The following is a 25,565-nucleotide window of genomic DNA, read 5'->3' as shown; positions in this document are numbered from 1 at the left end:
CGGTCCTTGCTTACGCCCCCTTGATGAAGGCCAGCACGTCGGCGTTGAATCGGTCCTGGTGGGTGGCGGTCAAGCCGTGCGGCGCCCCCTCGTAGACCGTCAGCGTCGCCTGCGGCGCGATCTCCACGGCGCGGCGGGCCGCCGCGTCGATGGGCACGATCTGGTCGTCGTCGCCGTGGATCAACAGCGTCGGGAGCGCCATCTTCCTCAGATCCTCGGTGAAGTCGGTTTCCGAGAATTGCTGGATGCAGTCGTAGGCGCCCTTGATCCCGGCCATCATGCCCTGCAGCCAGAAGGATTGCCGCATCCCCTCCGACACCTTCGCCCCGTCGCGGTTGAAGCCGTAGAAGGGCATGGTCAGGTCGAGGAAGAACTGCGACCGGTCGTCGTAGGTGCCCTTGCGGATGCCGTCGAAGACCTCCATCGGCAGGCCGCCGGGGTTGGCCGCGGTCTTCAGCATGATCGGCGGCACCGCGCCGACCAGCACGGCCTTGGCGACGCGCCCGGTGCCGTGGCGCCCGATGTAGCGGGCGACCTCGCCGCCGCCCGTCGAATGGCCGATCATCACCGCGTCGCGCACGTCCAGCGCGTCGAGCAGCTCGGCCAGATCGTCGGCGTACTGGTCCATGTGGTTGCCGGTCCAGGTCTGGTCCGACCGGCCGTGGCTGCGCCGATCATGGGCGATGACCCGGTAGCCCTGCTGGCCGAAGAACAGCATCTGCCCGTCCCAGGCGTCGGCGCTGAGCGGCCACCCGTGCGAGAAGACCACCGGCTGTCCGCTGCCCCAGTCCTTGTAGAAGATGCGGGTGCCGTCCTTGGTCGAGATCGTGCTCAAAACCCCCTCCATTCTTTCGGGCGCGCAAAAGATCCGCGGCGCAGGAGGAAGGCGGACACTGGCCTTTCCATGGGCAGCGCGGAACGTCGTCGGCGTCACAACAGTGCCGAAAGCGGCCCGGCCTGGAAACTATACGGAGGTATCGGTGGGCCGCCCGTGCGTATGGGAGGAGGCCGGGAGGTCAGCGCCCCTGAATCGCGGGAAAGGACGGAGAGAACGGAAAGGCACGCGAACCGGCACCGCCGCAGTTCTCTCGAGAGTGGAAATATTTCGTTTTTTCAATCAGTTCCGGTGCTATCAGCGGGCATTTGGCGTCCTTTGCGTCTTCCGAACAGCCGCGTCATCGTTTATCTTCGGCCAGCGGTGGGCACAAAGCCTATCCATCTGGGAAATGAGTGGGCGGTTTCTTGGGGGAGCAGAGCTTGCGAATGCTTGTCGCCGTAGCTGATGAACTGCGCCGGCAAAGCCGCAGCGTCATCATACGTCTTATGCTGTTTGGACTAGTTCTGGTCTTTGTCGGTGCCTGTGCGCGCATCTGGGTCCTATCCTCCTTCTTGGAGGACAAGATCAACAACCTGACCTCGTCCCAACAGCAATCGACCGCGTCCTACGTCGCCCACGACATTGACGAGAAGATCAAGGCCCGGCTCGACCTCCTGCGCCGGGCCGCCGGAAGCCTGCCGTTGGCGAGCCTCGACGATCCCGCAGCCCTGCGGGATTGGCTGAAGACGCATCACGAGATCGCGCCCCTCTTCTCGCGCGGCTTGATGGTCGTCCGGCCGGACGGGCACGGAGTCTTCACCGATTATCCGGAACGGCACCGCCCGCCCGATTTCGACGTTTCGGATCGCGACTGGTTCCGGTCGGCGCTGGACACCCGCGAACCGGTGATCGGGAGGCCCGCCCGCTCCGCCATCGACGACGAGCCGATGATGGTCATGGCGACGGCGGTCACCGACGCCGCCGGAACACCGGTCGCGGTCCTGGCCGGCGCCACCGCCCTGTCATCGCCCGGCTTCCTCAATCTGGTGCAGGGAAACCGCATCGGGCGCAGCGGCGGCTTCCTGCTGGTTTCCCCCCGCGACAAGCTGTTCGTATCGGCCAGCGATCACGACATGATCCTGACCGCGACCCCGCCGGAGGGGGTGAATCCGCTGCACGACCGGGCCATGGCCGGTTTCCGCGGCACCGGCATCACCGTCAACGCGGCGGGGGTGGAGGAATTGTCGGCCATCGCGGCGGTCCCGACGGCGGGTTGGTTCCTGGTCGCCCGGCTGCCCACGGCGGAGGCGTTCGAGGGGGTTCGCGACCTGCAGACCTTCATCGCCACCAACAGCCTGATGATCGCCGCCTTCGCCGTGACCGTGCTGTTCTTCGGCATGCGCCGTTTCTTCCGCCCGCTGACCGAGGCGGCGCGGCGGATGCATCAGATGGCCGACGGACATGTCGAGCTGTCGCCCCTGCCGGTCCACCGCATGGACGAGGTCGGGGAACTGGCGCAGGGCTTCAACTATCTGCTGGGCAAGCTGCGGGAGCAGGAGGCCGCCCTTCGGGCGAGCGAGGCGCGGATGGCGCATATGGCCCATCACGACGCGCTCACCGGCCTGCCCAACCGCGCCATGTTCCTCCAGCGGCTGCAACAGGCCGTCGACCGGGCGGAGCGCGGCGGCATGCTGTTCGCCTTGCTCTACATCGACCTCGACGGCTTCAAGCCGATCAACGACACCCACGGCCACAGCCGGGGCGACGAGGTCCTGCGCGTGGTGGCGCGGCGCCTGTCCGGCCTGCTGCGCCGGTCCGACCTGATCGCCCGCATCGGCGGCGACGAGTTCGCCATCATCCTGGAGGTGGAGGTCACCCGCGCCGGGGCGGAAACGGTTGCCGACAAGTGCCGGGCGGCGCTGGAGGAGCCCATTCTGATCGACGGGCTGCGGCTGCCACTCGCCCTGTCGATCGGCGTCGCGGTCTACCCGCAGGACGGTCGCGATTCCCAGCAGCTCATCGTCCACGCCGATCAGGCCATGTACGCGGTCAAGAGGGGCACCGCCCGAGTCCCGGCCCTGTAGGCACTCCCGCTCAATGGCAGCCTGAACCGCCGCCGGAGGGGCCGCAGCCCGTGCACCCGCCGCCGCAGCCGGGACCCTTCGGCGCGGCGCGGCCCAGCAGGCGGGCACGCAGCCCGGCCGGAAGGATCACGCGCCACACCGTCCACGCCGCGGCCAGCGCCACCACCACCGCGACCAGCAGATTCTGCCACATGGCTATGCCCTCCCCTTACAGCAGCGCCCCTCACAGCAACGCAGACGCGACGCGGTAGGTGACGAAGCTCGCCCCATAGGCCAGCGTGATCATGTAGACGAACATCACCACCGGCCAGAACCAGCCGTTGGTCTCCCGCTTGACCACCGACAGGGTGGCGACGCATTGCGGGGCGAAGACGTACCAGGCGAGCAGCGACAGGGCGGTCGGCAGGCTCCAGGAAGCGGCCAGCGCGCCGGCCAGCGAGGATTGCAGCGCGTCGCCGCTGTCGCTCAGCGCGTAGATGGTGCCCAGCACGCCGACCGCCACCTCGCGCGCCGCGATGCCCGGCACCAGCGCCACGGCGATCTGCCAGGTGAAGCCGATGGGCGCCAGCAGCGGCTCCAGCGCGTGGCCGATCATGCCGGCGATGGAATACTGGATGGCCGGTTCGGTCGCTCCCACCGGCGCGGCGGGGAAGCTCGCCAGGAACCACATGACGATCATCAGCGCGAAGATCGTCGTGCCGGCCCGCGCCAGGAAGACCTTGGCCCGCTCGAACAGGCCCAGCGCGATGTCGCGCGGGTTGGGCAGACGGTAGGCCGGAAGCTCCATCAGCAACGGCTCGCGCGCGCCCTTGAAGACGGTCTTCTTGAGCACGAAGGCGACGGCCAACGCCGACAGGATGCCGGCGGCGTAGAGCGCGAACATCACCAGCCCCGGCAGCCCGACCAGCCCGCCCACCAACTCCCGGTCCGGCACGAAGGCCGCGATCAGCAGCGTGTAGACCGGCAGCCGGGCAGAGCAGGTCATCAGCGGGGCAATCATGATGGTCGCCAGCCGGTCGGCCCGGTTCTCGATGGTGCGCGCCGCCATGACGCCGGGCACCGCGCAGGCGAAGCTGGACAGCAGCGGGATGAAGGCCCGCCCGTGCAGCCCCACCCCGCCCATCAGCCGGTCCAGCAGGAAGGCGGCGCGGGCGAGGTAGCCGGTCGCCTCCAGCACCAGGATGAAGAAGAACAGCACGAGGATCTGCGGCAGGAAGATGACCACGCTGCCCACCCCGGCGATGATCCCGTCGGTCAGCAGGCTGCGCAAAGCGCCGTCCGGCAGGGTGGCGGCCACCCAGTCCTTCAGTCCGCTGACCGCGCCGTCGATCAGGTTCATCGGCGCCTCGGCCCAGGCGAACACTGCCTGGAACATCAGGAACAGCACGAGGAACAGGAAGGCCAGCCCGAACACCGGGTGCAGCAGCACGGCGTCGACCCGCCGTGTCGCCAGCGGCGGCAGGCCGGCGTCGGCCACGCAGCCGGCCAGCAGCCCCTCGACCTCCTGGTGATAGGCCCGCAGGTCGCGCGAAGAGGGCTCGCTCCAACCGCAGGGGGCCGGGTTCTCCGCCGCATCGGACGCCAAGGCCATGGCGCCGTCGATCTGCTCCAGCAGCGGCTGGACGCCGCCGCGGCGGATGGCGACGGTCGGCACCACCGGCACGCCGAGGGCGGCGGACAGGGCCGCCGCGTCGATGCGGCAGCCGCGCTTCTCCGCCGCGTCCATCATGTTCAGCGCCAGGATGATCGGGCGGCCCAGCCGCTTCAGCTCCACCACCAGCCGCAGGTTCAGGCGCAGGTTGGTGGCGTCGGCGACGCAGACCAGCAGGTCGGGGCTGTCCTCGTGCGAGAAGCGGCCCAGCACGACGTCGCGCGTCACCTCCTCGTCGGGGGAGCGGGCGCGCAGGCTGTAGGTGCCCGGCAGGTCGATCACCTGGACGCGGCGGCCGAGCGGGCTGACGAAATGCCCGATCTTCCGTTCCACGGTGACGCCGGGATAGTTCGCCACCTTCTGGCGGGAGCCGGTGAGCGCGTTGAACAGGGCGGTCTTGCCGCAGTTCGGGTTGCCGACCAGCGCGATGCGCGGCGGCAGGGCGGAGTCCAGGACCGACATGGCCGGATGTCCTTGCAGGAAGTCGCTATGAAGAACGGAGATGGCGCCGCGCGTCAGGCGGCGGGCGCCACCAGCACGGCGCGCGCCTCGGCGCGGCGGAGCGCCAGCGTGTGCTCGTTCACGCGGATGGCGATGGGATCGCGGCCCGGAAAGGCTTCGTGCAGGACCTCGACGTGGGAACCCTCGACCAGCCCCATCTCGATCATCCGCCGCTCCAGCTCCCCTTCGGGAAGGGTGGTGACGACCCCCCGCTCATCGACGCCGGTCACGCGGGCGCGCTCGCCCTTCTTCAACTCGCCCAAATGCCGTCCGCCGGGCGACTGGCCCGTTTCGGGGGTGGGATGACCGTTCATGGCTGCACCTGATCGCACCGGGAGGTGGGGGGCGCGTCCGTGTCCGCCCCTCTTCGTCGCGGATGATCCTGCGAAGCGTTCGCATCCGTCCAGCCGGCTAAATGTCGCAGGAGCCTTGTAAAATGAGCGTAACGACCACACCGCGATTAGGGCTTTGCGGGGGCCGCCGCGCCCTTCGCGTCGCCTTTGGCGGCGGGAGCCGGCGCCTTGGCGGAGCGGTCGAGGTTGGCCTGCGCCGTCTTCGCCGCCCCGCTGTTCGGCGTGTTGCGGACGATCTGGCTCCAATCCTCCCGCGCACCCGGCAGATTGCCGGCCTGCGCCTTGATGTTGGCGCGCAGCAACAGGGCGTCGGGATCGCCGGGGCGCAGCTCCAGCGCGCGGTCGATGTCGGCCATGGCCTGCCGGTCGTTGGCCAGCGCCTTGTGGGCGGCGGCGCGGTAGAGATAGGCCTCGGGCCGCCGCGGGTCCTTGGCCAGCGCCGCGTCCAGGTCGGCCACGGCGTCCCAGAAGCGCTCCGTCTCGGCCCGTGCGATGGCGCGGTCGATCAGCAGGTCCACGTCGTCCGGCTGGAGCGCCAGGGCGCGGCTGTAGGCCCGCTCCGCCCGCACATTGTCACCGGCGCGCAGCCACGCCCAGCCCGCCCGCCCGAGGATCGAGGCCCCGGCCTTCGGGTCGTCCTTGCCCAGCACGGGGACCAGCTCCTCCAGCCGCGCCCCGGCGGTGGTGAAGTCACCCTTGTGGAACAGCGCCAGCGCCTGGCACAGCCGGGCATGGTCGCCGCCGCCGCGGTTCAGCCAGGTCTGCGCGCTCTCCAGCGCTTCGGCCGGGCGCTTCTCGGCGAGCGTCAGGCAGGCCTGGAACTCCCGGTTGTGATCGACGGCGGGAGCGGAGAAGGCCGGACCGGCGGAGAAGAGCGCCAGCGCGGCCGTGATGAGGTAAGCGTTGCGTCGGTTCATGGCGGCCTTACACTCCGTCATTGCCGCTTCCGACGCAAGGACCCCGCAAGACATGGCTTCACCCCGTCTGTTCGTCTTCGGCCTGGGCTTCACCGCCCGCGTGTTCGCCGACCGGCTGAAGGCCGAGGGCTGGCGGATCGCCGCCACCTGCCGCGGCGAGGACAAGCGCGCCGCCCTGGAGGCGCAGGGCATCGAGGCGTTCCTGTTCGACCGGGGCCGCCCGCTGGAGGACGCCCGCGCCGCGTTGGCCGGCACCACCCACCTGCTGGTCAGCGTGCCGCCCGACGAGCGGGGCGACCCGGTGCTCGACCAGCACGCCCTGGATCTGGCGGACCTGCGCACGCTCGACTGGGCCGGCTACCTCTCGACCACCGGAGTCTATGGCGACACCAAGGGCGACTGGGTGGGCGAGGCGGCGTGGCTGCGCCCGACCGGCGAGCGGCAGAAGCGCCGCGTCGAGGCGGAGCGCGGCTGGCTGAACCTTTACCGGCAGTACGGCGTGCCGATGCATCTCTTCCGGCTGGCCGGCATCTACGGGCCGGGGCGCAGCGCGCTGGACAACGTGCGCGACGGCACCGCCCGACGGGTGGACAAGCCCGGGCAGGTGTTCAGCCGCATCCATGTCGAGGACATCGCGGCGACGCTGCGCGCCTCGATGGACAAGCCGACGCTGGGCGCGGTCTACAACGTCGCCGACGACCTGCCCTCCCCCTCCCACGAGGTGGTGAGCTACGCCTGCGGCCTGCTGGGGGTGGAGCCGCCGCCGCTGGTGCCCTTCGAGGAGGCCGGACTGTCGCCGATGGCCGCCAGCTTCTACGCCGACTGCCGCCGGGTGAAGAACGACCGCATCAAGCGCCAGCTCGGCGTGGCGCTGGCCTACCCCGACTACCGCGCCGGCCTGGACGCTCAGTTCGCGGCGGAGAGTGGGCGGTAGAGTCGCGGCGGCGCGAATCGCGTGTCCTCCCGCCCCGGCCGCATTCCCCCTACGGCGGCACCCCGCGGGGGCGTCACGGGCCTCCGGATGGGCTGGAATCGTCCTTTCCGGCGACCGTCCGGCCACGCCGAACGAATTTGGTTCGGCAAAACCGACGTTGTGGTATCATGCGCCCCCGTTCCGGCCCGCTGGATTGTGGCCGGACCGGCATGGGTACGCCTGCGAATCGCAAAAAACACGACCTGCCGAGACGACGACCAGCATGAACATCATCATCGAACGCGCCGCCCTTCTCCGGTCCCTTGGTCATGTGCAGAGCGTGGTGGAGCGCAGGAACACCATCCCCATTCTGTCCAACGTGCTGTTGCGGGCGAGCGACGGCGAGCTGTCGCTGGCCGCCACCGACATGGACCTGGAGATCGTGGAAACGGTCCCGGCCACGGTGACCCGCGCGGGCGGGACCACCGCCCCGGCCCACACGCTGTACGACATCGTGCGCAAGCTGCCCGACGGCAGCCAGGTGGAGCTGGACATCGGCGGCGACGGCACGATCCTGACGCTGCGCGCGGGCCGGTCGCAGTTCAAGCTGTCCTGCCTGCCGATCGACGATTTCCCGCAGCTCTCCGGCGGCGACCTGCCGCACCGCTTCGACCTGACGGCCGGCGATCTGCGGGCGCTGGTCGACCGCACCCGCTTCGCCATCTCGACCGAAGAGACCCGCTATTACCTCAACGGCATCTATCTGCACGCCGCCAAGGCCAAGGCCGGCGGGTCCGAGTTGCCGGTGCTGCGCGCCGTGGCGACCGACGGCCACCGTCTGGCGCGGGTCGAGATGCCGCTGCCGGAGGGGGCCGCCGGCATCCCCGGCGTCATCGTTCCGCGCAAGACCGTGAACGAGATCCGCAAGCTGATCGACGAGGCCGCCGACCGCATCGAGCTGTCGCTGTCGGACAACAAGATCCGCTTCGCCTTCGACTCGGTGGTCGTGACCTCCAAGCTGATCGACGGCACCTTCCCGGATTACGAGCGGGTCATCCCGGTCGGCAACGACAAGACGATGGAGGTGGACGCCAAGCTGTTCGCCGCCGCCGTGGACCGCGTCGCCACCATCTCCACCGAGAAGAGCCGGGCGGTGAAGCTGTCGCTGACCCGCGGCACGCTGACCCTGTCCGCTACCAGCCCCGAGGCCGGCAGCGCCACCGAAGAGCTGGAAGTCAATTACCAGGAAGGCCCCCTGGAAATCGGCTTCAACTCTCGCTATCTGCTTGATATCACGCAGCAGATCGAGGGCGAGGGCGCGCGCTTCTCGCTGGCCGACGCCGCGTCGCCGACCATCGTGCGCGACGTTGCCGACCCCACGGCCCTTTACGTGTTGATGCCGATGCGTGTGTGACCGGTCCGGACGGATCGGCGCTTTTCGGACCGGTGCGCTCCGGACCCCGTGTTTGACGGGGTGCGGCGGCCCGGTCCTCGCATCCCGGATTGGACGCTTTGCTCGACGCCAGACAGACTTCGCCCTATCCCGTCCCTGTGATGGACACTCCGGCCGCTTTGGCGGTGACGCGCCTGACCCTGACCCGCTTCCGCGGTTATGACAGCGCGCGCCTGGAACCCGACCACCGACCGGTGGTGCTGACCGGGCCGAACGGCGCCGGCAAGACGAACCTGCTCGAAGCCGTCAGTTTCCTCGCCCCCGGACGTGGCCTGCGCGGCGCCAAGCTGTCGGAGGTCGAGCGGATCGGCGGCAGCGCTGGCAATGGCGCGGGCGCCGGCTGGGCGGTCGCCGCCGTGCTGGACACCCCCACCGGCCCGGTGGAGATCGGCACCGGCCGCGAACTCAGTGCCCAAGCGGCGTCCGGAGCCGAGCGCGACCGCCGCGTCGTCCGGGTGGACGGCCACCCCGCCAAGGGCCAGACCGTGCTGGCCGAGCATGTCGCCGTCGTCTGGCTGACCCCGCAAATGGACCGGCTGTTCCTGGAGGGCTCCAGCGGGCGCCGCCGCTTCCTCGACCGTCTCGTCTTCGGATTCGACCCAGCCCACGCCGGCCGGCTCAGCCGCTACGAGCACGCCCTGCGCGAGCGCGCCCGCCTGCTGCGCGAGGGGCATCGCGGCTGGAACGGCGACGAGGGCTGGCTGAGCGGGCTGGAGGACCAGATGGCGACCACCGGAGTCGCCGTGGCCGCCGCCCGCCGCGACGTTGTGCAGCGGCTGCGCGCCGCCTGCGGGCGGGCCGTCGGCCCCTTCCCCGGCGCCGACCTGACGGTGCAGGGCACGGTGGAACGCTGGCTCGACGACGGTCCGGCGCTGGCCGCCGAGGACGCGCTGCGCCGCTCGCTGCGCGACAGCCGGCGGGCCGATTCGGACGGCGGCGGCGCCACGCTGGGACCGCACAAGAGCGACCTCGCGGTGCGCCACGCCCAGAAGGACATGCCGGCGGCGCTCTGCTCCACCGGGGAGCAGAAGGCGCTGCTGATCGCCATCATGCTGGCCAACGCCCGGCTTCTGGCGGCGGAGCGCGGGGCCGCCCCGCTGCTGCTGCTGGACGAGGTGGCCGCCCATCTCGACCCGCAGCGGCGCGAAGCGCTGTTCGACGAGATCCTGGCGCTGGGCGCCCAGGCCTGGATGACCGGCACCGACGATTCGGTCTTCGGGCCGCTGGGCGGTGCGGCCAAACGCTTCCACATCGAGGATGCGACCGTGACCCCGGCCTAGCGATTGAAAATGGGCGCTCGAAAAAGGGCTCAAAAGCCCAGAAAATCACCCACCGAAGTACGGTATTCCGCCGAAACCCAACGCAGTCTGCTATAGTCGAGCCATGGCACAGGAAGCACTGAAGAACGACCTCCCGCAGCAGGATTACGGCGCGGAATCGATCACCGTCTTGCGCGGGCTGGACGCCGTGCGCAAGCGTCCGGGCATGTACATCGGCGACACCGATGACGGCTCCGGACTGCACCACATGGTCTATGAGGTCGTGGACAACGCGATCGACGAGGCGCTGGCCGGCTACTGCGACGCGGTCGTGGTGCAGCTCAACGCCGACGGGTCGGTCACGGTGCGCGACAACGGCCGCGGCATCCCCACCGACATCCACTCCGAAGAGGGTGTGTCGGCGGCGGAGGTCGTGATGACCCAGCTCCACGCCGGCGGCAAGTTCAACCAGAACTCCTACAAGGTGTCGGGCGGCCTGCACGGCGTGGGCGTGTCGGTGGTGAACGCCCTGTCGGAAACGCTGGAGCTGCGCATCTGGCGCAACGGCCGCGAATGGTTCATGCTCTTCCGCCATGGCGTCGCCGATGCCCGTCTGGCCGACGTCGGCCCGGCTCCGATGGTGGACGACGGCAACGGCGGGCAGAAGCCGCTCTCCGGCACCGAGGTCACCTTCCTGCCGTCCAAGGACACCTTCACCAACACCGAATTCGACTTCGCGACTCTGGAACACCGGCTGCGCGAGCTGGCCTTCCTGAACTCCGGCGTGCGGCTGGTGCTGACCGACGCCCGCGGGGTGGAGCCGAGGGTGCAGGACCTGCATTACGAAGGCGGGCTGGAAGCCTTCGTGAACTGGCTCGACCGCTCCAAGGTGCCGCTGCACAAGCCGGCGATCTCGATCAAGGCGGAGCGTCCGACCGAGCATGGCGGGCTGGTCAGCGTGGAATGCTCGCTCCAGTGGAACGACAGCTACCACGAGACGACTCTCTGCTTCACCAACAACATCCCGCAGAAGGACGGCGGCACCCACCTCGCCGGCTTCCGCGCGGCGCTGACGCGGGCAATCAACAACTACGCCAACGAGTCGGGCATCGCGAAGAAGGAGAAGGTCAACCTCTCCGGCGACGACGCGCGCGAGGGGCTGACCTGCGTGCTGTCGGTGAAGGTGCCCGACCCGAAATTCTCCAGCCAGACCAAGGACAAGCTGGTTTCCTCCGAAGTCCGCCCGGTGGTCGAGGCGGTGGTGGGCGAATGCCTCGCCCAGTATTTCGAGGAGCATCCGGCGGACGCCAAGCGCGTCGTCCAGAAGGTGGTCGAGGCCGCCGCCGCCCGTGAGGCCGCCCGCAAGGCGCGCGAGCTGACCCGGCGCAAGGGTGCGCTCGACATCGCGTCCCTGCCCGGCAAGCTGGCCGACTGCCAGGAGCGCGATCCGGCGCTGTCCGAACTCTTCATCGTGGAGGGCGATTCGGCGGGCGGTTCGGCCAAGCAGGGCCGGTCGCGCCAGTTCCAGGCCATCCTGCCGCTGCGCGGCAAGATCCTGAACGTGGAGCGGGCGCGCTTCGACAAGATGCTGTCCTCGGCGGAGATCGGCACGCTGATCGCGGCGCTGGGCACCGGCATCGGGCGCGACGAGTTCAACCCGGACAAGACGCGCTACCACAAGATCATCATCATGACCGACGCGGATGTGGACGGCAGCCACATCCGCACGCTCCTGCTGACCTTCTTCTTCCGGCAGATGCCGGAGCTGATCGAGCGCGGCTACCTCTACATCGCCCAGCCGCCGCTCTACCGCATCAAGCGCGGCAACGCGAAGGAGCGGTACCTGAAGGACGACCGGGCGCTGGAGGAGTATCTGATCGAGGCGGCGCTGGGCGACCTGTCCGTGCGCCCCGCCGACGGCTCCCTGCTGAACGGCGAGCCGCTACGCGAGATGGTCGAGCAGGCGCGCGGCGCCCGCCTGCACATCGAGACGCTTGCCCGCAAGGCCGGCAACCTGTCGGTGGTGGAATCGGCGGCGGTGAGCGGCGCCCTGTCGGTCGCGCTGTCGCAGGACACCGCCCAGGCGCAGCAGGCGGCCGAGACGGTGGCCGCCCGGCTGAACGCGCTGGACGTGGAAGGCGGTTGGCGCGGCGAGAGCCTGCTCCAGGGCGGCTATGCGCTGGTGCGGACGCGCCGCGGCGTGACCCACCGCCACCATCTGGACGCCGACCTGCTGAAGAGCGCCGAGGCCCGCAAACTGGACGCCATCGCGGCGGACCTGAAGCGCGTCTACGCCGAGCCGGGCCGCGCCTTCGAGAAGCAGAAGGAGAGCCGCAGCCTGACCGGCCCCGTCGCCCTGTTCGACACGGTGATGGAGTTGGGCCGCCGCGGCGTGACGATCCAGCGCTACAAGGGCCTTGGCGAGATGAACCCCGACCAGCTCTGGGAAACCACGCTGGACCCGGCCAAGCGTTCGCTGTTGCAGGTGAAGGTCAACCACGCCGACCAAGCGGAAGAGGTCTTCTCCACCCTGATGGGCGACATCGTGGAGCCGCGCCGCGAGTTCATCCAGGAGAACGCCCTGAAGGTCGCCAACCTGGATGTGTAAGTAATTCCTGTTGGTGGGGGCGTTGGTGCATGGAGGCATTGGCGGACCAATTGGCCGGGGCGGACGTGCCGTGAGGAAGGGCGGCCTCTTCGTTCTGATTGCTGTGCCTGCCATGCCCTTCAAGCACAATGGTGCCCGTCGCCACCGCATCCCCAAGATGACGGGCCGGTGCGTCTGGTCCTCGACAGCACGGGCCGGAAGGTCTACGGCGCGGGCGCGTGGCTGGCCGACAAGCACGGCGCTCGCGGTCCGCGATCATGGCGCAAGCTGCACCTGTGCGTCGATGCGACCTCCTCGACCATCATCGGCGCGGTGTTGACAACCACCGAGGCCGGCGACGCCTCGCCGGTCGGCCCCTTGCTTGAGCAGACCCATGGCCCCGTCACCACGGTGCTGGTGGACGGCGCCGACGACGGCGAACCGATTTACCAAACCATCGCGCCGCGCGATCCCGGAGTGGTGGCGGAATGACCACCACCACTCCGGGATCGAGCGGCACGGAAACGAGCGTCCCCCGCTATCCCAACGACGCGCACTACCCTGAACCGACCCAACCTCCATCGCGCGAAATTTCCTGAGATTTGAAACAGCGTGCGGTTGGGGCCCTATAACTTCTATAGTCATCAGCACGCTCGGACACCGATAGGCGTCGGAACCCCATGCCGAAACACAGGCTGGCAGTTCGCGATCATGCCAAATCCATGGCGCGCTCCTTATTCGGGATAGGTTTCGACGTCCTCCGGCGCCACCTTGTTGAAGAGAATAAATACCAGAGGGTTGCCGGGGTCGGACATTGCATCGCTGCGCTGCCCCGTTACCTCTCCGGTCACACCGCTTCTATACTCCGCAACCACTTCGCCGAAGCTGTTGCGCTGGATGGCCACCGGCTGTCCAGGTTCGACCTTGTCGTTGAGCTTGACCAGATGCTGGATGATCCCTCCCGCAGTGGCCAGGATCGGGAACGCACTGTTGCCGATGAAGACAGCCACGTCCTTGCCTGTACGCCCCATTGGTCCGGCAACGATGCCGTGATGCTTGAGGACATTCATCGTGCCCTCCACGAACAGGGGGATCATCGTGAGGTCCAGCACGCGCGCGGCGCCGATCTCCGGCGTGAAGGACGGGATACCCAAGTCCATGAACGCGTTGTGCAGGACACCAGGATAGACATGGTTGTCGAAGATCTGGCCGACGGGATAGAGTTCCACCATCGCCTTGACCTCGGGCACATCCATGCCGGCAATATTGAATGCGGCAACCTCGAATCCGGTTGTTCCGGTGTGAAAGTCGATCGCGAAGTCGGCATTCGGCAGCAGCAAGCGGTTGAACAGAAGGCCGGCGTGTCGGCTGGGTGCGGTGGCGCCATCTTCGTTTCCGGGCCATTCCCGGTTCATATCAATCAGGTCGATGCCTCTGCCCTGATTGGGCCATCTGCGCTGCATGCTTTCCAGGGCCGGGCGGGACACATCCGCAACCGCCATCACCGTGCCCGACATTTGCGCCGGATCGAGTTGGTCCATTACGGTCTGCACCGTGTGTATGGAGCTCATTTCGTCACCATGCACACCGCTGACCAGGACACCGCGCTTGCCCGGCTTTGCTCCCCTGGCGACCGTCACGGAGACATACCAATGCTGTCCGGTGGGCATCTCGACACCTTGGAAATACAGAAGGTGCTTCTGCCCGGGCGCCAGATCGTTGACGTCGAGCTTGCTGACGACTTTCCTCCCGTCGATGACATCACCGACATAGACCGTCCCTTGTGATGCCGGAACGGCAGAAGAGGCAAAGTTATCCTGCGCATTGACAATACTGGCATTTGTGGCGAGAGCAGCCGACATGCCGGCCGTGGCTATGGGCGCGAGCATGAAGTCTCGACGGTTGAGGACTTCCTTGGGCGTGTTCGGCATGGTCGGAAATCCTTGCTTGGAAAGCTATTTCCTGATCGAAGGCACGATCCGTCTTGCACACGAAAATAAGAGTTATGTGAATGTAGAAAAGCGGGAAATGTCCGCCTCAGCTCCAAAATGACTCACTGATGAAATTCCCCACTAAGATCCGCAAATGGCGCTCCGCAAAATGGCCGACGTGGATCGACCGATACAGTTCCACTTCTCTCCTTGTCACGCGATACACGATCCAAGTGATCGGCATGCTACCGACAAAATTCAGCCTATACACCGTCACCGACGCATTCTGCATCATCGGCGGCGGGAATTTCATTGTACGTTCTCTTTCTTGTTTTTACGACGGGTGGAACTGGTCGGTTGCAGCACACAACGCACCTGACCGGGACAGTCCGCAAAGCGCGACGGCCCGGTTGGTGGCCTTCTTTCCTGTAGTGGCCCCAAATGGCGCGCTGGAAAGGTGTCCTTGGCGACACGCTGCGCTTCCACTCCGATCAGGCGCAGGCCACCGAGGTCGCCGTTGGCGTCGCGGCCCTCAACCGTATGCTCGACCTCGGACGCCCTGAATCCGTTCGCGTTGCCTGAGCGCCAACGGGGGTGGGGCGATCTCTTGCTCCGCTCACCTCGCTGCAACACACCGTTGGTAGCGCCAAAGCCGGTCATTTCAGGAGGAGGAGACCAATCCCGGTGCCGATCAAAGCGCCCGCCCACACCAGATCGAAATTCACCCAGCCACGGCGCAGGATACCGAGCCCGACGGTCTCGAAGACCACCAGCCCCACGATCGCGATTACCACCAGCATGGCCGCCATATGCACCAGGACGACAGCCAGCCCGGCAGCCGCCGACCCGAGTGCGGCAATCATGCCCGTCATCTCGGCTCCCGGTCCACACAGCGACAGCGCCATCAGTTGGGCCGGCGCGAGCATGCCCAGCAGCAGGGGCAGGATCATCAGCCCGGCCCCGTGCACCGATGCCATCAGGAACGACCACAGCGCCAGCCCGGCAAAACCTGTGCGCATGCCGACCCGCACCCGATGCCGGTAGCCACGCACCAGCCGATAGCCACCAAGGCCGATCAGCACCGTCACCGTGGCCGGCTTCAGGAGATCTGGCGCGATGACCAGTTGGACCATGGTAAAGCTGATCACCACCATCAGCACTGACAGCGCGTGGCCCAGCGCGATGGGTGGCAGCGCCTTGACCACCGCCCCGCGGCGGCCTTCCTGAAGTCCGAGAGCTACGGCGAAGAGCCACCCCATGGCCGGGTTGACTCCGTGGAAGGCGCCGAGGCCGATCAGCGCCAGCCACTGCCACGCATCGCTCATGGATAGCAATACGAGTCCGAGGACGCGTCGCCGCCTTCCAGCCGGATCTGGTGTCCGCGGAAACCGTCGTCGAACCGCAGGAAGAACCGCTCGTCGATGCTCAGGCCACCCTCCGGGGAGGCGTCGAGCTTGATCATCCAACTCTTGATGCCCTCGGGATAGAACTGCTCATCCCAGCTCCGGTACAGCGAGTTGGTGAAGTAGACCCGTTTGCCGTCACGGCTGACCTCGACCATCTGCGGGCCGCCGTTCAGGTCTCCTTCAGCACTTGGATGTCGGCTGCGCCCGACGATCCCGCCCAACCGGACCGAGCCGGTCAGTTTGGGTCGGAAGGGGTCAGAGACGTCGTAGCGTTGCATCTCTCCGGTGCCCCAGCACGACACGTACAGCCAACGGTCGTCCAGCGACAGGTCGATGTCGGTGACCAGCGGCGGCACCGCCTTGAAGCCTTTGAGAATGGGCGGCAGTTGATCCGGATCGGCCGGTTCAGCCGGGATGTCGATGACCTTCCGCATTGCCCACTGTCCGCCGTCGCGATGCCACAGCCAGATCGACGAGGAGAGATCCTTCAGATTGACCACAGCGTTCATGAAGCCATGCGCCTTGGTCGGATCGTGCGCCGGGCGCAACTCCAGTGCCAGCTGATACTCCGGACCCAAATCGATGGTCTGCCGGTGCCGGCGGCGGTGCAGGTCCCAGAAGTGGACTCGTCGACCATACTTCGCACCCAACAGAAGGTCCGGGTCGAGGCCGTCCTCGATCATGTCGGGCGTACCCCATTCGCTGGTGATCATCGTATCCTGGCCGAGATGCCACCAGACGTCGTAAGAGAGGAACTGCGGGCCGCGGTCGATCTCCCATTGGCCGAGCACGTCGAACGTCTCATGGTCGATAAGGAACACACCGCCCGGCCCACCGCCATTGCCCCCGCCGTTGCCGAGCGCGCTGACATAGATGCCCTCGGGACCGCAGTGCAGCGTGTGGGGGCGGGAATAGTTGGCGCGGGAGGCCAGTTGTTCCGGCTCGATCACCTTGACGATCTTTGGATGGGCTGGGTCCGCCTTGGTGTCCACGATGTGAATGCGCGAGGACCGCAGCCCCGGTACGATGAGGTAGCGGCGCTCGACGTGCGGATGAGGCGCGTAAGGGCACAAAGCGGAACTGCAGGCGTTCCAGCCGAAATGATGCAACTCATCACCGACATTTGGCATGTCGAGGCGGCTGATGATCCGGCCGTACCCCGAAGAGCCGGGATCGACGTCGACGACACCGAGGGCATCCGGGCGGGCGGCGGTGTCCGTGTTCAACATCGCCACATAGGCCAGCCGCTCCGGGGGAGCTTGCATCGCCATACGTGGAGACGGATAGAAGCTGGGATCGGGGGTCCAGGTGGCCATGGAGGAACCTCTCAAGTCGCCACGCGCCTAACAAGGAGGGTATCGCGACACAGAGGTTCGTGATGCGAAGGAAAGGGGCTTGTCGGTTCTTCCATAAGTGAGTTTAGTCATCCCTATTTTGGTTCAGAATAATTGGGATAAACGCATGGTGATCAGGTGGTGCTGGAACCCCGGCGCGCCTTATGCGCCATCCACATCCATTGGTCCCATGCCGATGGCCTGATTTGCGGCCTCCGTGAACGTGAGGACGGCCTTTCTATACCCATCCGCGCTACGGACTTGCCGCATCCAGAGGCGTATTTTGGCACCTTCGCACCTTAACTTTCCCATGGAGGGGTGCCATGACCACGTCGGCAGCGAAAATCATCGATTTCAGTGACCTGAAACGAGCCATCGAATGCAGCGATGCCGACACACTGGTCCAGTTTTATACCGATGATGCCGAGATGATCATCGTCGATCGCAACCGTCCGCCCAGCGCGCCGATGACGCTGTTGGGCAAAGAAGAAATCACGGCATTCTGGCGCGATGTCTGCTCCAGGAACATGACGCATCGTGTCGGTCGAGAGGTGATTGGGGTGGACCGCGCCGCCTTCGTTGAGGAGTGCGCCTACCCTGACGGGTGCCACGTGATGTCGGCGATGACCCTCGAACTGCGCGACGGTCGGATCGCCCGGCATCTTACTGTTCAAGCATGGGATGAGGTCAGCTGCGCGCCTGGTCGAACTTCCTGAAGCCTCCCTCCTATCCCATCGAGGGTTCCGTCAGCTCTCACGCCAGGACTGGCGAGTGGGCGCAGGGCGGCCGGCCACCGGCGCGGTTGGTTAGGCGACGGCGAGCATGTCGCACAGAGCCGCGACTCTCTGGACATGGACGGCCCGTCGCCGGGCGGCCGGGACGTGCTGCTTGCGCTTGGTCGCCGGCCGCAGGACGTTGCGCACCTCATCATGAGCGCGCCAGAAGCGGTGAGCGCTGTTCGGCTGGTGGAAGCCGCGCATCGGCCGTGTGCGCCCTTTCAGCCCGCGGTGATGTTGCTCCAAATGGTTGTTTTGTACTTGGGGGCGGTTGAGCGGTCGGCGACGCCGGGCGATGACCGCCAGGTCGTCGGGGCCGAGGGTGTCATGGCGGCTGAGGCTGCCGCTGAAGTCAGGGCGCGCGGCGGACTCCTCCCGGCGGCCCAGGCGGCATGGTCACAAACGCTCGGCGTGTAGGCTGAGCCGTCCACCAGTGTCAGCAGGCATGTCATTGCCCATCCTCCCTCAATGGGCCGGCAGGCGCTCCATGGCACCCGTTTTGTCGTGAATCGCCAGCTTGTCCACGATGGTTTCGCTGGCATGGTTCAGGCCGACGATTTCGACCTCGGCCCCTTCCCGGCGGAACTTCAGCACCACCATGTCGAGCGCGGAGACGCTGGAGATGTCCCAGATGTGGGCGCGGCTGACGTCGATGGTGACCGTCTCCAGCGCCTCGCGGAAGTCGAAGGCGGCGGTGAAGCTCTCGGCCGAGGCGAAGAACAGCTGTCCCTCGACGGTGTAGGTGCGTGCGGTGCAGTCATCCGACAGGACGGAGCTGACGCGGAACAGTTGGGCCACCTTGTCGGCGAAGAACAGGCCGGACAGCAGAACGCCGATCAGGACGCCGATGGCGAGATTGTGCGTCGCCACCACCCCGACGACGGTCGCCACCATGACGATGCTGGAACTGCGCGGGTGCGTCCGCAGGTTCTTCAGCGAAACCCAGCGGAAGGTGCCGATCGACACCATGATCATGATGGCCACCAGCGCCGGCATGGGGATGAGGCGCACCCAGTCGCCCAGCACGACGATCAGGAACAGCAGGAAGACGCCGGCGCAGAAGGTGGAGAGCCGCCCCCGGCCACCCGACTTCACATTGATCACCGACTGGCCGATCATCGCGCAGCCGGCCATGCCGCCGATGAAGCCGGTGGCGACGTTGGCGATGCCCTGTCCGATGCATTCGCGGTTCTTGTCGCTGCCGGTATCGGTCAGATCATCGACGATGGCCGCCGTCATCAGGGATTCAAGCAGCCCGACCACCGCGATCCCGGCGGAATAGGGCAGGACGATCCACAGCGTCTCGAAGGTCAGCGGCACCTGGGGCAGCAGGAAGACCGGCAGCGTGGAGGGCAGCTCGCCCATGTCACCCACGGTGCGCACATCGAGGCCGAACGCGACCGACAGCGCGGTCAACACCAGGATGCACACCAGCGGCGATGGGACCGCGCGCGTCACCCGCGGCACCAGATAGATGATGGCGAGACCGCCGGCGACCATGGCGTAGGTAAGCCAGGTGACACCGATGAGTTCCGGCAACTGAGCCAGGAAGATGAGGATGGCCAGGGCGTTGACGAAGCCGGTCATCACCGATTTCGACACGAAGCGCATGAGGACGCCCAGCCGCAGCAGGCCGCAGCCGACCTGCAGCACGCCGGCCAGCACGGTCGCGGCCAACAGGTATTGCAGACCATGGTCCTTCACCAGGGTGACCATCAGGACCGCGGTGGCCGCGGTTGCGGCGGAGATCATTCCCGGCCGGCCACCGACGATCGCGATGATCACGGCGATGGAGAAGGAGGCGTAGAGCCCGACTTTGGGATCGACTCCCGCGATGATGGAAAAAGCGATGGCCTCCGGGATGAGGGCCAGGGCGACGACCAGCCCGGCAAGCACGTCACCGCGCACGTTGCCGAACCACTCCGTACGGAGTCGTTGCAAATTGAATGTCATGAAGCTCGTGGAAAAGGAGGGGCGCGGCGGCTCCAAAGAAGCCGGCCGGCATCACGAAAGGATGTGTGAAGGCGCAACGCCCGCCACATGACGATCATCCCCAAGCGACCCAGCGGGGTCGGAGGACACTAAAGCGGATCGGTCAAGGCGGCGTATTGCGGTGCAGCATGCACCTTCCCTACCAGATCACGCTGATCGGGGCAACCAGGGACATGAAAGGCTTACTGTGTTTCGACACTCCGTAGGAGCCCGATCCCGCTTGGGATGTCATCGGACAAAACCTTCCGTTGCAGTTCGGCACAGCTTGGAGGACGGAGGCTCTTGGTTTGTCCCCTTAACGTATAATCACGCCTGTCCTATGGCGCGTCCCCATCACGGACCATACACAGTATAAAATTATCAAGACTATAAGAATGAAATAATCTGACTATGTTTAGGGTGCGTTCATCCCAAAATTGTCATTCTGCAACATGCAATCTTCTGATCAATGCTTCGTCCGATTGGAGGGGGCATGTCACTAACGAAGATCGCTGTCTTCACGGCCACGATGCAAAACACGGGCGCTGAACTTTGGGTCACCGACGGCACGCCGTTGGGAACGCGCCTTATTGCCGACATCAGACCCGGCGAGGAGGGAAGCGCTCCCCAGGACGCTGTCGTTGCCGGCGGCAAGGTATTCTTCACCGCCGACGACGGCCTGCACGGACGCGAACTCTGGGTCACGGATGGCACCAGCAGCGGGACCCGGATGTTCGACGCTGCGGCCGGCGCCGCATCAGGCACCCCGGACGACCTGACTGTGGTCGGCAACCGGCTGTTCTTCACTGCGGACGATGGGATCCACGGCCGTGAACTGTGGGTGAGCGACGGAACCGCGGCGGGGACGCGGATGGTCGCTGACCTCATGCCAGGGACACAAGGGTCCTCCCCATCGGCGTTGACAGCTGCACACGGCCGGATCTACCTGCACGCAGACGGTGACACTCAGGATGGGATCTGGAGTTCCGATGGCACCGCCGCCGGAACTCTCCTCCTCCATGAGATGGCGCCGCTGCCCTCCTGGTCCTACGGCATAACGCTGGTCAGCATGAATGACGGAGGGGTGGCCTTTCACGAGGGGACGGCGTCCTGGCCTTCCAAGCTCACCTTCGTCAATGCCAACGGCACCGCGACGGCATTTGCGAACCTCATCCCCGACAGCGGGGCCGTCCGCTATTCCTCCTCGCCCGAGGGGATCGTGGTGTCAGTCACGAATGTGATCGACTGGACCGGGAGCATGGAGTGGCCTACCGCCGTCCGTCATTCAACCTTCTGGGTCACCGATGGCACGTCCGAGGGCACGCGCTACCTTGGCGACCTGACCATGCAGGGCTGGGACCTTGAGCGGATCGCCGGCGTGCGTAACGGCCATGTGGTGTTCACAACCGACATGGATACCTACCGTGTGGAACAAGGTTCTGCCTCGCTGATCGGAATTTTGGAGGAGGCTACTGGCAAGGTAAGCTTTCTGCCGAGCCAGGAACTCGCCAACCCGCTCGGATGGCTCGATACGGGACTGCCCGGCGATGATGGAGATCGCCTTCTCTTCTTAGACGAAAGCTATTGGTCGGGCTCGCAACGCCTGCTGGCGAGCGATGGCACACCTGGGGGCACCGCCGAACTTCATCAGAACGATTGGATGTACCAGGACATTGAGATTGCCGGCGGCCGGGCCTTCTTTCTGACGGACCAGAGCGGAGCCAATCCCGCTGCTCTGTGGGTGACCGATGGCACGCCCGAAGGCACACACAAGGTGCAGAACACATCGGGGGGAGGCTTCGGCGACAAGCTCCTCGGGGATCTTGATGGCCACATGCTGGGGTTCGATCGTGATTACGTCGCCAAAACCGATCGGTTCTTCCTGTCCGACGGCACGACGGACGGCACCATCGTACTCGCGGAGCTTCCCCCTGGAATAGGGAACGACTATTGGGATCACACGGCCAAGCTGCTCGGTGTCATCGCAGCACCGGACGGTATCTACCGAGGATCTGAAGGCAACGACACGTTGCTGGGCGGAGATGGTGCGGACCGGATTCATGGATTGGGTGGTGACGACCATATCTTGGCCGGTGCCGGGGACGATCGGTTGAACGGCGGCGCCGGCGCAGACTTCATCGACGGGGCGGAAGGTGCCGATCGCCTTTATGGCATGTCCGGGCGGGATGTCCTCGTGCCGGGGGCTGGGCGCGACATCGTGGATGGTGGTGTCGGCGATGATGTGCTGCTTGCCGAGCGGGACGGCGAGAGCGACCAATTCTTCTTCGCCCCAGGCAGCGGCGCTGATGTGCTGACCGCCCTCGACCCGCTGCTGGACGTCATCATTCTGAAGGGATTCGAGCAGGACATCGGTACGGCGCTATGGCGGGCAGAGCACGTCATCGAATTGGGGGGAAGCGTGCATGTCGATCTCGGAGGCGGAGACAGCATCCTCGTCCTGGACGCGATCGCACAGGACCTCCGCTTTACGGTCATCGACCCAAGCCTCGAACTGTAGTGGCCCGAGATCCTTGGCGGTCGGACCCGAGATTCCGGCCTGTTCTGGGACCGGATTTCCTGAGACGGGAAAGGGGCTCCGGCTCACATTTGGTGAGACGGAGTGTTGGTGCACGGAGGCGAGCCGGACCTGTTGGCGGGGTCGAACGCGCCGTGGAGAAGGACGGCCCCGTTGTCCTGACCACCACCGCGGCCGGAGGCGCTTCGCAGGTCGGCCCGTTAATCGAGCAGCCCCATGTCGGCGAACGCTGAGGCGCCCTGACCACATGGTGCGGACGACGCGCGAACAAACGGCTCCAGTCGGCAACGCTTGTTGAACAAATCCATCGCGGCCGGTCCGTTGTTTCCTGTTCAGGGCGTGGATCCACACAGTCAACCATCAGGAGCAGCCATGGCCATTGCCGAAGGGTGGACGACGACGGTCCGGCGTTGCGGATTTCTGGCGGCCGTTGCCGTCCTGACGGGGTCTTGCGCCAACCCGCAGGCGGAGCTGGCGTTGCGCGCACCAACGGCCATGGTCGGCATGAGCAAGGGGGATCTCATGGCGTGCGCCGGTGTACCGGAACGCATGACCGCCACCGACGACGCCGAGTTCATGGTCTACACCCGGCAACAGACCCTCATCGACCGCGATGTCGATTGGGAGCCCAATCCATGGCTGGGACCGCGGGGACCGCTCCTCTGGGAGCCCGATGTGACGACCTATGTCCGGACCTACCGGTGCGAGGCCACGGTCGTGCTTCGTGAGGACCGCATCGTTGAGGTCCGCTACAACCAGAACCGCGACGCCACCCTCTGTTACCAGATCGTCGGCAACTGCGTGCGGTAAACGCGCAAGATCAGCGGTGTCGGATTGGGCCGCGTTTCATCCGACCAAGCCAGAGGTCGTCTCGGTCCGCATGCGCACGTTACTCAACATTCAGTATGCTAAGACGCCCGGCCGCAATTAGGTTTTCAGCATTTCCCCGTGACGATGCCGCTTGGACCGTGTTCTGGCGTGAGGAGAGGAGGCACCATGAAGTCTCACCGGCCCGCACCCCGGACCTTGTCACCATTCGCCCGCCCTGATGGAACCTGCCTTGGCCGCCCTCCGGAGGAGGACGATGAGGAGCCCGTACCCGCCGCGCCAGCGGAACCCGAGGACGCAGCCGTCCAGCCTGCCGAGCCAATGAATCCGGCTTGACCCAAAGCGGGTCTTCTCCGCAATGGGTTGGAGGTGCGCCTCATGCTGCCCGGGCAGCGTGGGCTTTTTGAACCAGGCCAAGGGGAACGCGGATGAGTCCATGACCGATTTGGTGTCATTGGGTAAGCGGGACGAGCGTTCCATCCATTCGGCCGACCGGCACACCAGCATTCAAAGAGACGATCCCCGGCAGCATCCGTTTACAGGGCATCCGTTTACAGGGCATCCGTTTACAGGGCGTAGGTCGCCGGCTTCGGGCTCGGCCATGAGCTGGGGAATGAACCATGCTGTTTCGCGATGTCGGCAAAGATGTGATCGCCATCCCGCAGCCGAGCCATGCCTGGTTGTCGGGCCAACTGCTCCGCGCCTGGGGCAATGGGGTCTTCGCTCCGCCCGTACCCTACGAGGAGGTCTGCCTCGGGGCGGAACTGCACGACATCGGCTGGCTGTCCTGGGAAGCCGAACCGACGCTGAACCCCCGGACCGCCCGCCCGCACAGCTTCCAGGAACTCGGCGCGGCCATTCATACCAGCCTTTGGACGGACGGTGTGCGCCGCGCGCTCGCGTTCGGGCTCTATCCGGCCCTCCTCGTCTCGCTGCACGCCGACACGATCTACGGCAGCTTTTTCGATTTCGCCAAGGCGCCGCCGGAGGATGCCGCGCTGGTTTGCCGCTTCCTGGACGGCCAGCACCGCTTCCAACGCGCCTGCATCGAGGCGCTGTCGGGCAACCCGCGCTACACGCCAGCTCTCTCCCCGCCAGCGATCGAGCGCAACCGATTGCTTGTCGCCGCTGTGGACCGCATATCCTTGCAGATCGGATGGGGTCACACCAGCGAAGCGTGCATTCCCAATGTTCCGACCATCGGCGAGGCCAGGACGGAGATCCACCTCCGTTCACCGTCTGGTGACCCGACGGAACTGGCCGTTGATCCCTGGCCCTTCGCTGCCGACCATGTCGAGGTGGTCTGCGAGGGGCGGCTCCTGCGCGGCCGTTTCACCGACGAGCGGACGATGCGTCAGGCGCTGAACGATGCGGAGCCCGTCACCATCTCAACTGTGTTGAGGCATCCGTAACGTCGGTTTATCCGCTCGGGCTGGAGCCATATAGAGTATTTGGCGTGATGGGTGCGCCGACCCGCAGCAAATTGCCATCCGGATCGATGTAGCGTTGGTGCACGGAGGCGGTCGGTCTGTTCGTCCTTTCTGCTACCAGTTACGCCTTGCGAACCGAAACCGGGCGTCCTGCCTCGAGCATGCGGTTCAGGGCGGCGACGCCGATCATGGCCTCGGCTTGCTGGGCGGGGAGAGTCCGGGCGTGCAAGCGGTCACCGAGGATGCCCTTGTCGCGCGCCATAGCCGTTTCGCCCTTGGACCGACGGCCGCATTTGACCTTCCTCTGCCAGCCCATGCGTCCGGTTTCGGCGATCCGCTGGATGTGACGATCGCGCTGTGTCGGGCTGTTGGCAGCGGTGTCGCTGGGCACCGCGATGGCGCGTGGCGGAATGACCACCACCACTCCGGGATCGCGCGGCGCGATGGTTTGGTAGATCGGTTCGCCGTCGTCGGCGCCGTCCGCCAGCACCGTGGTGACGGGGCCATGGGTCTGCTCAAGCAAGGGGCCGACCGGCGAGGCGTCGCCGGCCTCGGTGGTCGTCAACACCGCGCCGATGATGGTCGAGGAGGTCGCATCGACGCACAGGTGCAGCTTGCGCCATGATCGCGGACCGCGAGCGCCGTGCTTGTCGGCCAGCCACGCGCCCGCGCCGTAGACCTTCAGGCCCGTGCTGTCGAGGACCAGACGCACCGGCCCGTCATCTTGGGGATGCGGTGGCGACGGGCACCATTGTGCTTGAAGGGCATGGCAGGCACAGCAATCAGAACGAAGAGGCCGCCCTTCCTCACGGCACGTC

The 25,565-nt window shown here is 66.3% G+C and carries 21 protein-coding genes and 1 pseudogene; 11 read left to right on the top strand and 11 right to left on the bottom strand.

The window, feature by feature from the left end; translation table 11 throughout:
* Positions 1-10: 10 nt before the first annotated feature.
* Positions 11-835: an alpha/beta fold hydrolase gene (locus AC1DVI_RS27035; RefSeq protein WP_476960608.1), complete on the bottom strand. Its 825-nt coding sequence runs from the start codon at positions 833-835 to the stop codon at positions 11-13.
* A gap of 554 nt (positions 836-1,389) precedes the next feature.
* On the opposite strand from AC1DVI_RS27035, the gene AC1DVI_RS27030 reads away from it, so the two are divergent.
* On the top strand, positions 1,390-2,901 hold the full coding sequence (locus AC1DVI_RS27030) for a bifunctional diguanylate cyclase/phosphodiesterase (protein ID WP_476960607.1): 1,512 nt from the start codon (positions 1,390-1,392) through the stop codon (positions 2,899-2,901).
* Positions 2,902-2,911: 10 nt separating this feature from the next.
* Here AC1DVI_RS27030 and AC1DVI_RS27025 read toward each other — a convergent pair whose 3' ends face one another.
* The 4 genes from AC1DVI_RS27025 to AC1DVI_RS27010 form a co-directional block, all read right to left on the bottom strand.
* On the bottom strand, positions 2,912-3,094 hold the full coding sequence (locus AC1DVI_RS27025; RefSeq protein WP_476960606.1) for a hypothetical protein: 183 nt from the start codon (positions 3,092-3,094) through the stop codon (positions 2,912-2,914).
* A 30-nt stretch (positions 3,095-3,124) separates the two neighbouring features.
* Positions 3,125-5,014, bottom strand: a complete 1,890-nt coding sequence (gene feoB, locus AC1DVI_RS27020; protein ID WP_476960605.1) for a ferrous iron transporter B — start codon at positions 5,012-5,014, stop codon at positions 3,125-3,127.
* Between the two features lie 53 nt (positions 5,015-5,067).
* The gene (locus tag AC1DVI_RS27015; protein WP_145627063.1) at positions 5,068-5,367 is read right to left on the bottom strand and encodes a FeoA family protein; all 300 of its coding nucleotides are present in this window, start codon (positions 5,365-5,367) and stop codon (positions 5,068-5,070) included.
* 146 nt (positions 5,368-5,513) lie between these two features.
* Positions 5,514-6,323 (bottom strand): tetratricopeptide repeat protein, encoded by an 810-nt coding sequence (locus AC1DVI_RS27010; protein ID WP_476960604.1) that lies wholly within the window; start codon positions 6,321-6,323, stop codon positions 5,514-5,516.
* A 52-nt stretch (positions 6,324-6,375) separates the two neighbouring features.
* On the opposite strand from AC1DVI_RS27010, the gene AC1DVI_RS27005 reads away from it, so the two are divergent.
* The 5 genes and pseudogenes from AC1DVI_RS27005 to AC1DVI_RS26985 form a co-directional block, all read left to right on the top strand.
* Positions 6,376-7,257 carry an SDR family oxidoreductase gene (locus AC1DVI_RS27005; RefSeq protein WP_476960603.1) on the top strand — a complete coding sequence of 294 codons (882 nt, stop codon included), beginning with the start codon at positions 6,376-6,378 and terminating at the stop codon, positions 7,255-7,257.
* 262 nt (positions 7,258-7,519) lie between these two features.
* Positions 7,520-8,650: a DNA polymerase III subunit beta gene (gene dnaN / locus AC1DVI_RS27000; protein ID WP_145627058.1), complete on the top strand. Its 1,131-nt coding sequence runs from the start codon at positions 7,520-7,522 to the stop codon at positions 8,648-8,650.
* 140 nt (positions 8,651-8,790) lie between these two features.
* Positions 8,791-9,969, top strand: coding sequence for a DNA replication/repair protein RecF (recF, locus tag AC1DVI_RS26995; protein WP_476960602.1), 1,179 nt, complete (start codon positions 8,791-8,793; stop codon positions 9,967-9,969).
* A gap of 103 nt (positions 9,970-10,072) precedes the next feature.
* Positions 10,073-12,556, top strand: a complete 2,484-nt coding sequence (gene gyrB / locus AC1DVI_RS26990; RefSeq protein WP_476960601.1) for a DNA topoisomerase (ATP-hydrolyzing) subunit B — start codon at positions 10,073-10,075, stop codon at positions 12,554-12,556.
* Positions 12,557-12,718: 162 nt separating this feature from the next.
* Positions 12,719-13,003 (top strand): annotated as a pseudogene (locus AC1DVI_RS26985) (transposase); the annotation flags it as partial.
* 266 nt (positions 13,004-13,269) lie between these two features.
* Here AC1DVI_RS26985 and AC1DVI_RS26980 read toward each other — a convergent pair.
* Entirely contained in the window at positions 13,270-14,466 is a 1,197-nt protein-coding gene (locus AC1DVI_RS26980) for a M14 family metallopeptidase (RefSeq protein WP_476960600.1), read from the bottom strand.
* 441 nt (positions 14,467-14,907) lie between these two features.
* On the opposite strand from AC1DVI_RS26980, the gene AC1DVI_RS26975 reads away from it, so the two are divergent.
* The gene (locus tag AC1DVI_RS26975; protein ID WP_476960599.1) at positions 14,908-15,048 is read left to right on the top strand and encodes a hypothetical protein; all 141 of its coding nucleotides are present in this window, start codon (positions 14,908-14,910) and stop codon (positions 15,046-15,048) included.
* Positions 15,049-15,122: 74 nt separating this feature from the next.
* Here AC1DVI_RS26975 and AC1DVI_RS26970 read toward each other — a convergent pair whose 3' ends face one another.
* Together AC1DVI_RS26970 and AC1DVI_RS26965 are read right to left on the bottom strand one after the other, a co-directional pair.
* Entirely contained in the window at positions 15,123-15,791 is a 669-nt protein-coding gene (locus AC1DVI_RS26970) for a hypothetical protein (RefSeq protein WP_476960598.1), read from the bottom strand.
* Positions 15,788-17,188, bottom strand: coding sequence for a selenium-binding protein SBP56-related protein (locus tag AC1DVI_RS26965; RefSeq protein ID WP_476960597.1), 1,401 nt, complete (start codon positions 17,186-17,188; stop codon positions 15,788-15,790). Before AC1DVI_RS26965 ends, AC1DVI_RS26970 begins: the two co-directional genes overlap by 4 nt.
* A gap of 341 nt (positions 17,189-17,529) precedes the next feature.
* Here AC1DVI_RS26965 and AC1DVI_RS26960 point away from each other — a divergent pair, with 341 nt between their 5' ends.
* The gene (locus AC1DVI_RS26960) at positions 17,530-17,922 is read left to right on the top strand and encodes a nuclear transport factor 2 family protein (protein ID WP_476960596.1); all 393 of its coding nucleotides are present in this window, start codon (positions 17,530-17,532) and stop codon (positions 17,920-17,922) included.
* Positions 17,923-18,012: 90 nt separating this feature from the next.
* Here the strand turns inward: AC1DVI_RS26960 and AC1DVI_RS26955 are convergent, their stop codons facing one another.
* Together AC1DVI_RS26955 and AC1DVI_RS26950 are read right to left on the bottom strand one after the other, a co-directional pair.
* Positions 18,013-18,186 (bottom strand): hypothetical protein, encoded by a 174-nt coding sequence (locus AC1DVI_RS26955; RefSeq protein WP_476960595.1) that lies wholly within the window; start codon positions 18,184-18,186, stop codon positions 18,013-18,015.
* A gap of 261 nt (positions 18,187-18,447) precedes the next feature.
* Positions 18,448-19,935: a SulP family inorganic anion transporter gene (locus tag AC1DVI_RS26950; RefSeq protein ID WP_476960594.1), complete on the bottom strand. Its 1,488-nt coding sequence runs from the start codon at positions 19,933-19,935 to the stop codon at positions 18,448-18,450.
* A gap of 511 nt (positions 19,936-20,446) precedes the next feature.
* On the opposite strand from AC1DVI_RS26950, the gene AC1DVI_RS26945 reads away from it, so the two are divergent.
* The 3 genes from AC1DVI_RS26945 (at position 20,447) to AC1DVI_RS26935 (ending at position 24,729) form a co-directional block, all read left to right on the top strand.
* A complete protein-coding gene (locus AC1DVI_RS26945; protein WP_476960593.1) occupies positions 20,447-22,471 on the top strand; it encodes an ELWxxDGT repeat protein in 2,025 nt (674 codons plus the stop codon).
* Between the two features lie 390 nt (positions 22,472-22,861).
* A complete protein-coding gene (locus tag AC1DVI_RS26940; RefSeq protein ID WP_476960592.1) occupies positions 22,862-23,299 on the top strand; it encodes a hypothetical protein in 438 nt (145 codons plus the stop codon).
* 638 nt (positions 23,300-23,937) lie between these two features.
* Positions 23,938-24,729, top strand: a complete 792-nt coding sequence (locus AC1DVI_RS26935; protein WP_476960591.1) for a DUF3891 family protein — start codon at positions 23,938-23,940, stop codon at positions 24,727-24,729.
* A gap of 139 nt (positions 24,730-24,868) precedes the next feature.
* Here AC1DVI_RS26935 and AC1DVI_RS26930 read toward each other — a convergent pair.
* Positions 24,869-25,565, bottom strand: a 697-nt coding sequence (locus AC1DVI_RS26930) for an IS5 family transposase (protein WP_476960590.1), incomplete at its 5' end; no start/stop codon positions are given.

Source organism: Azospirillum sp. P4_B5 (genome assembly GCF_056402275.1).
Note: the sequence above shows the minus strand (reverse complement) of the source record. Positions and strands in the feature narration are given on the sequence as shown.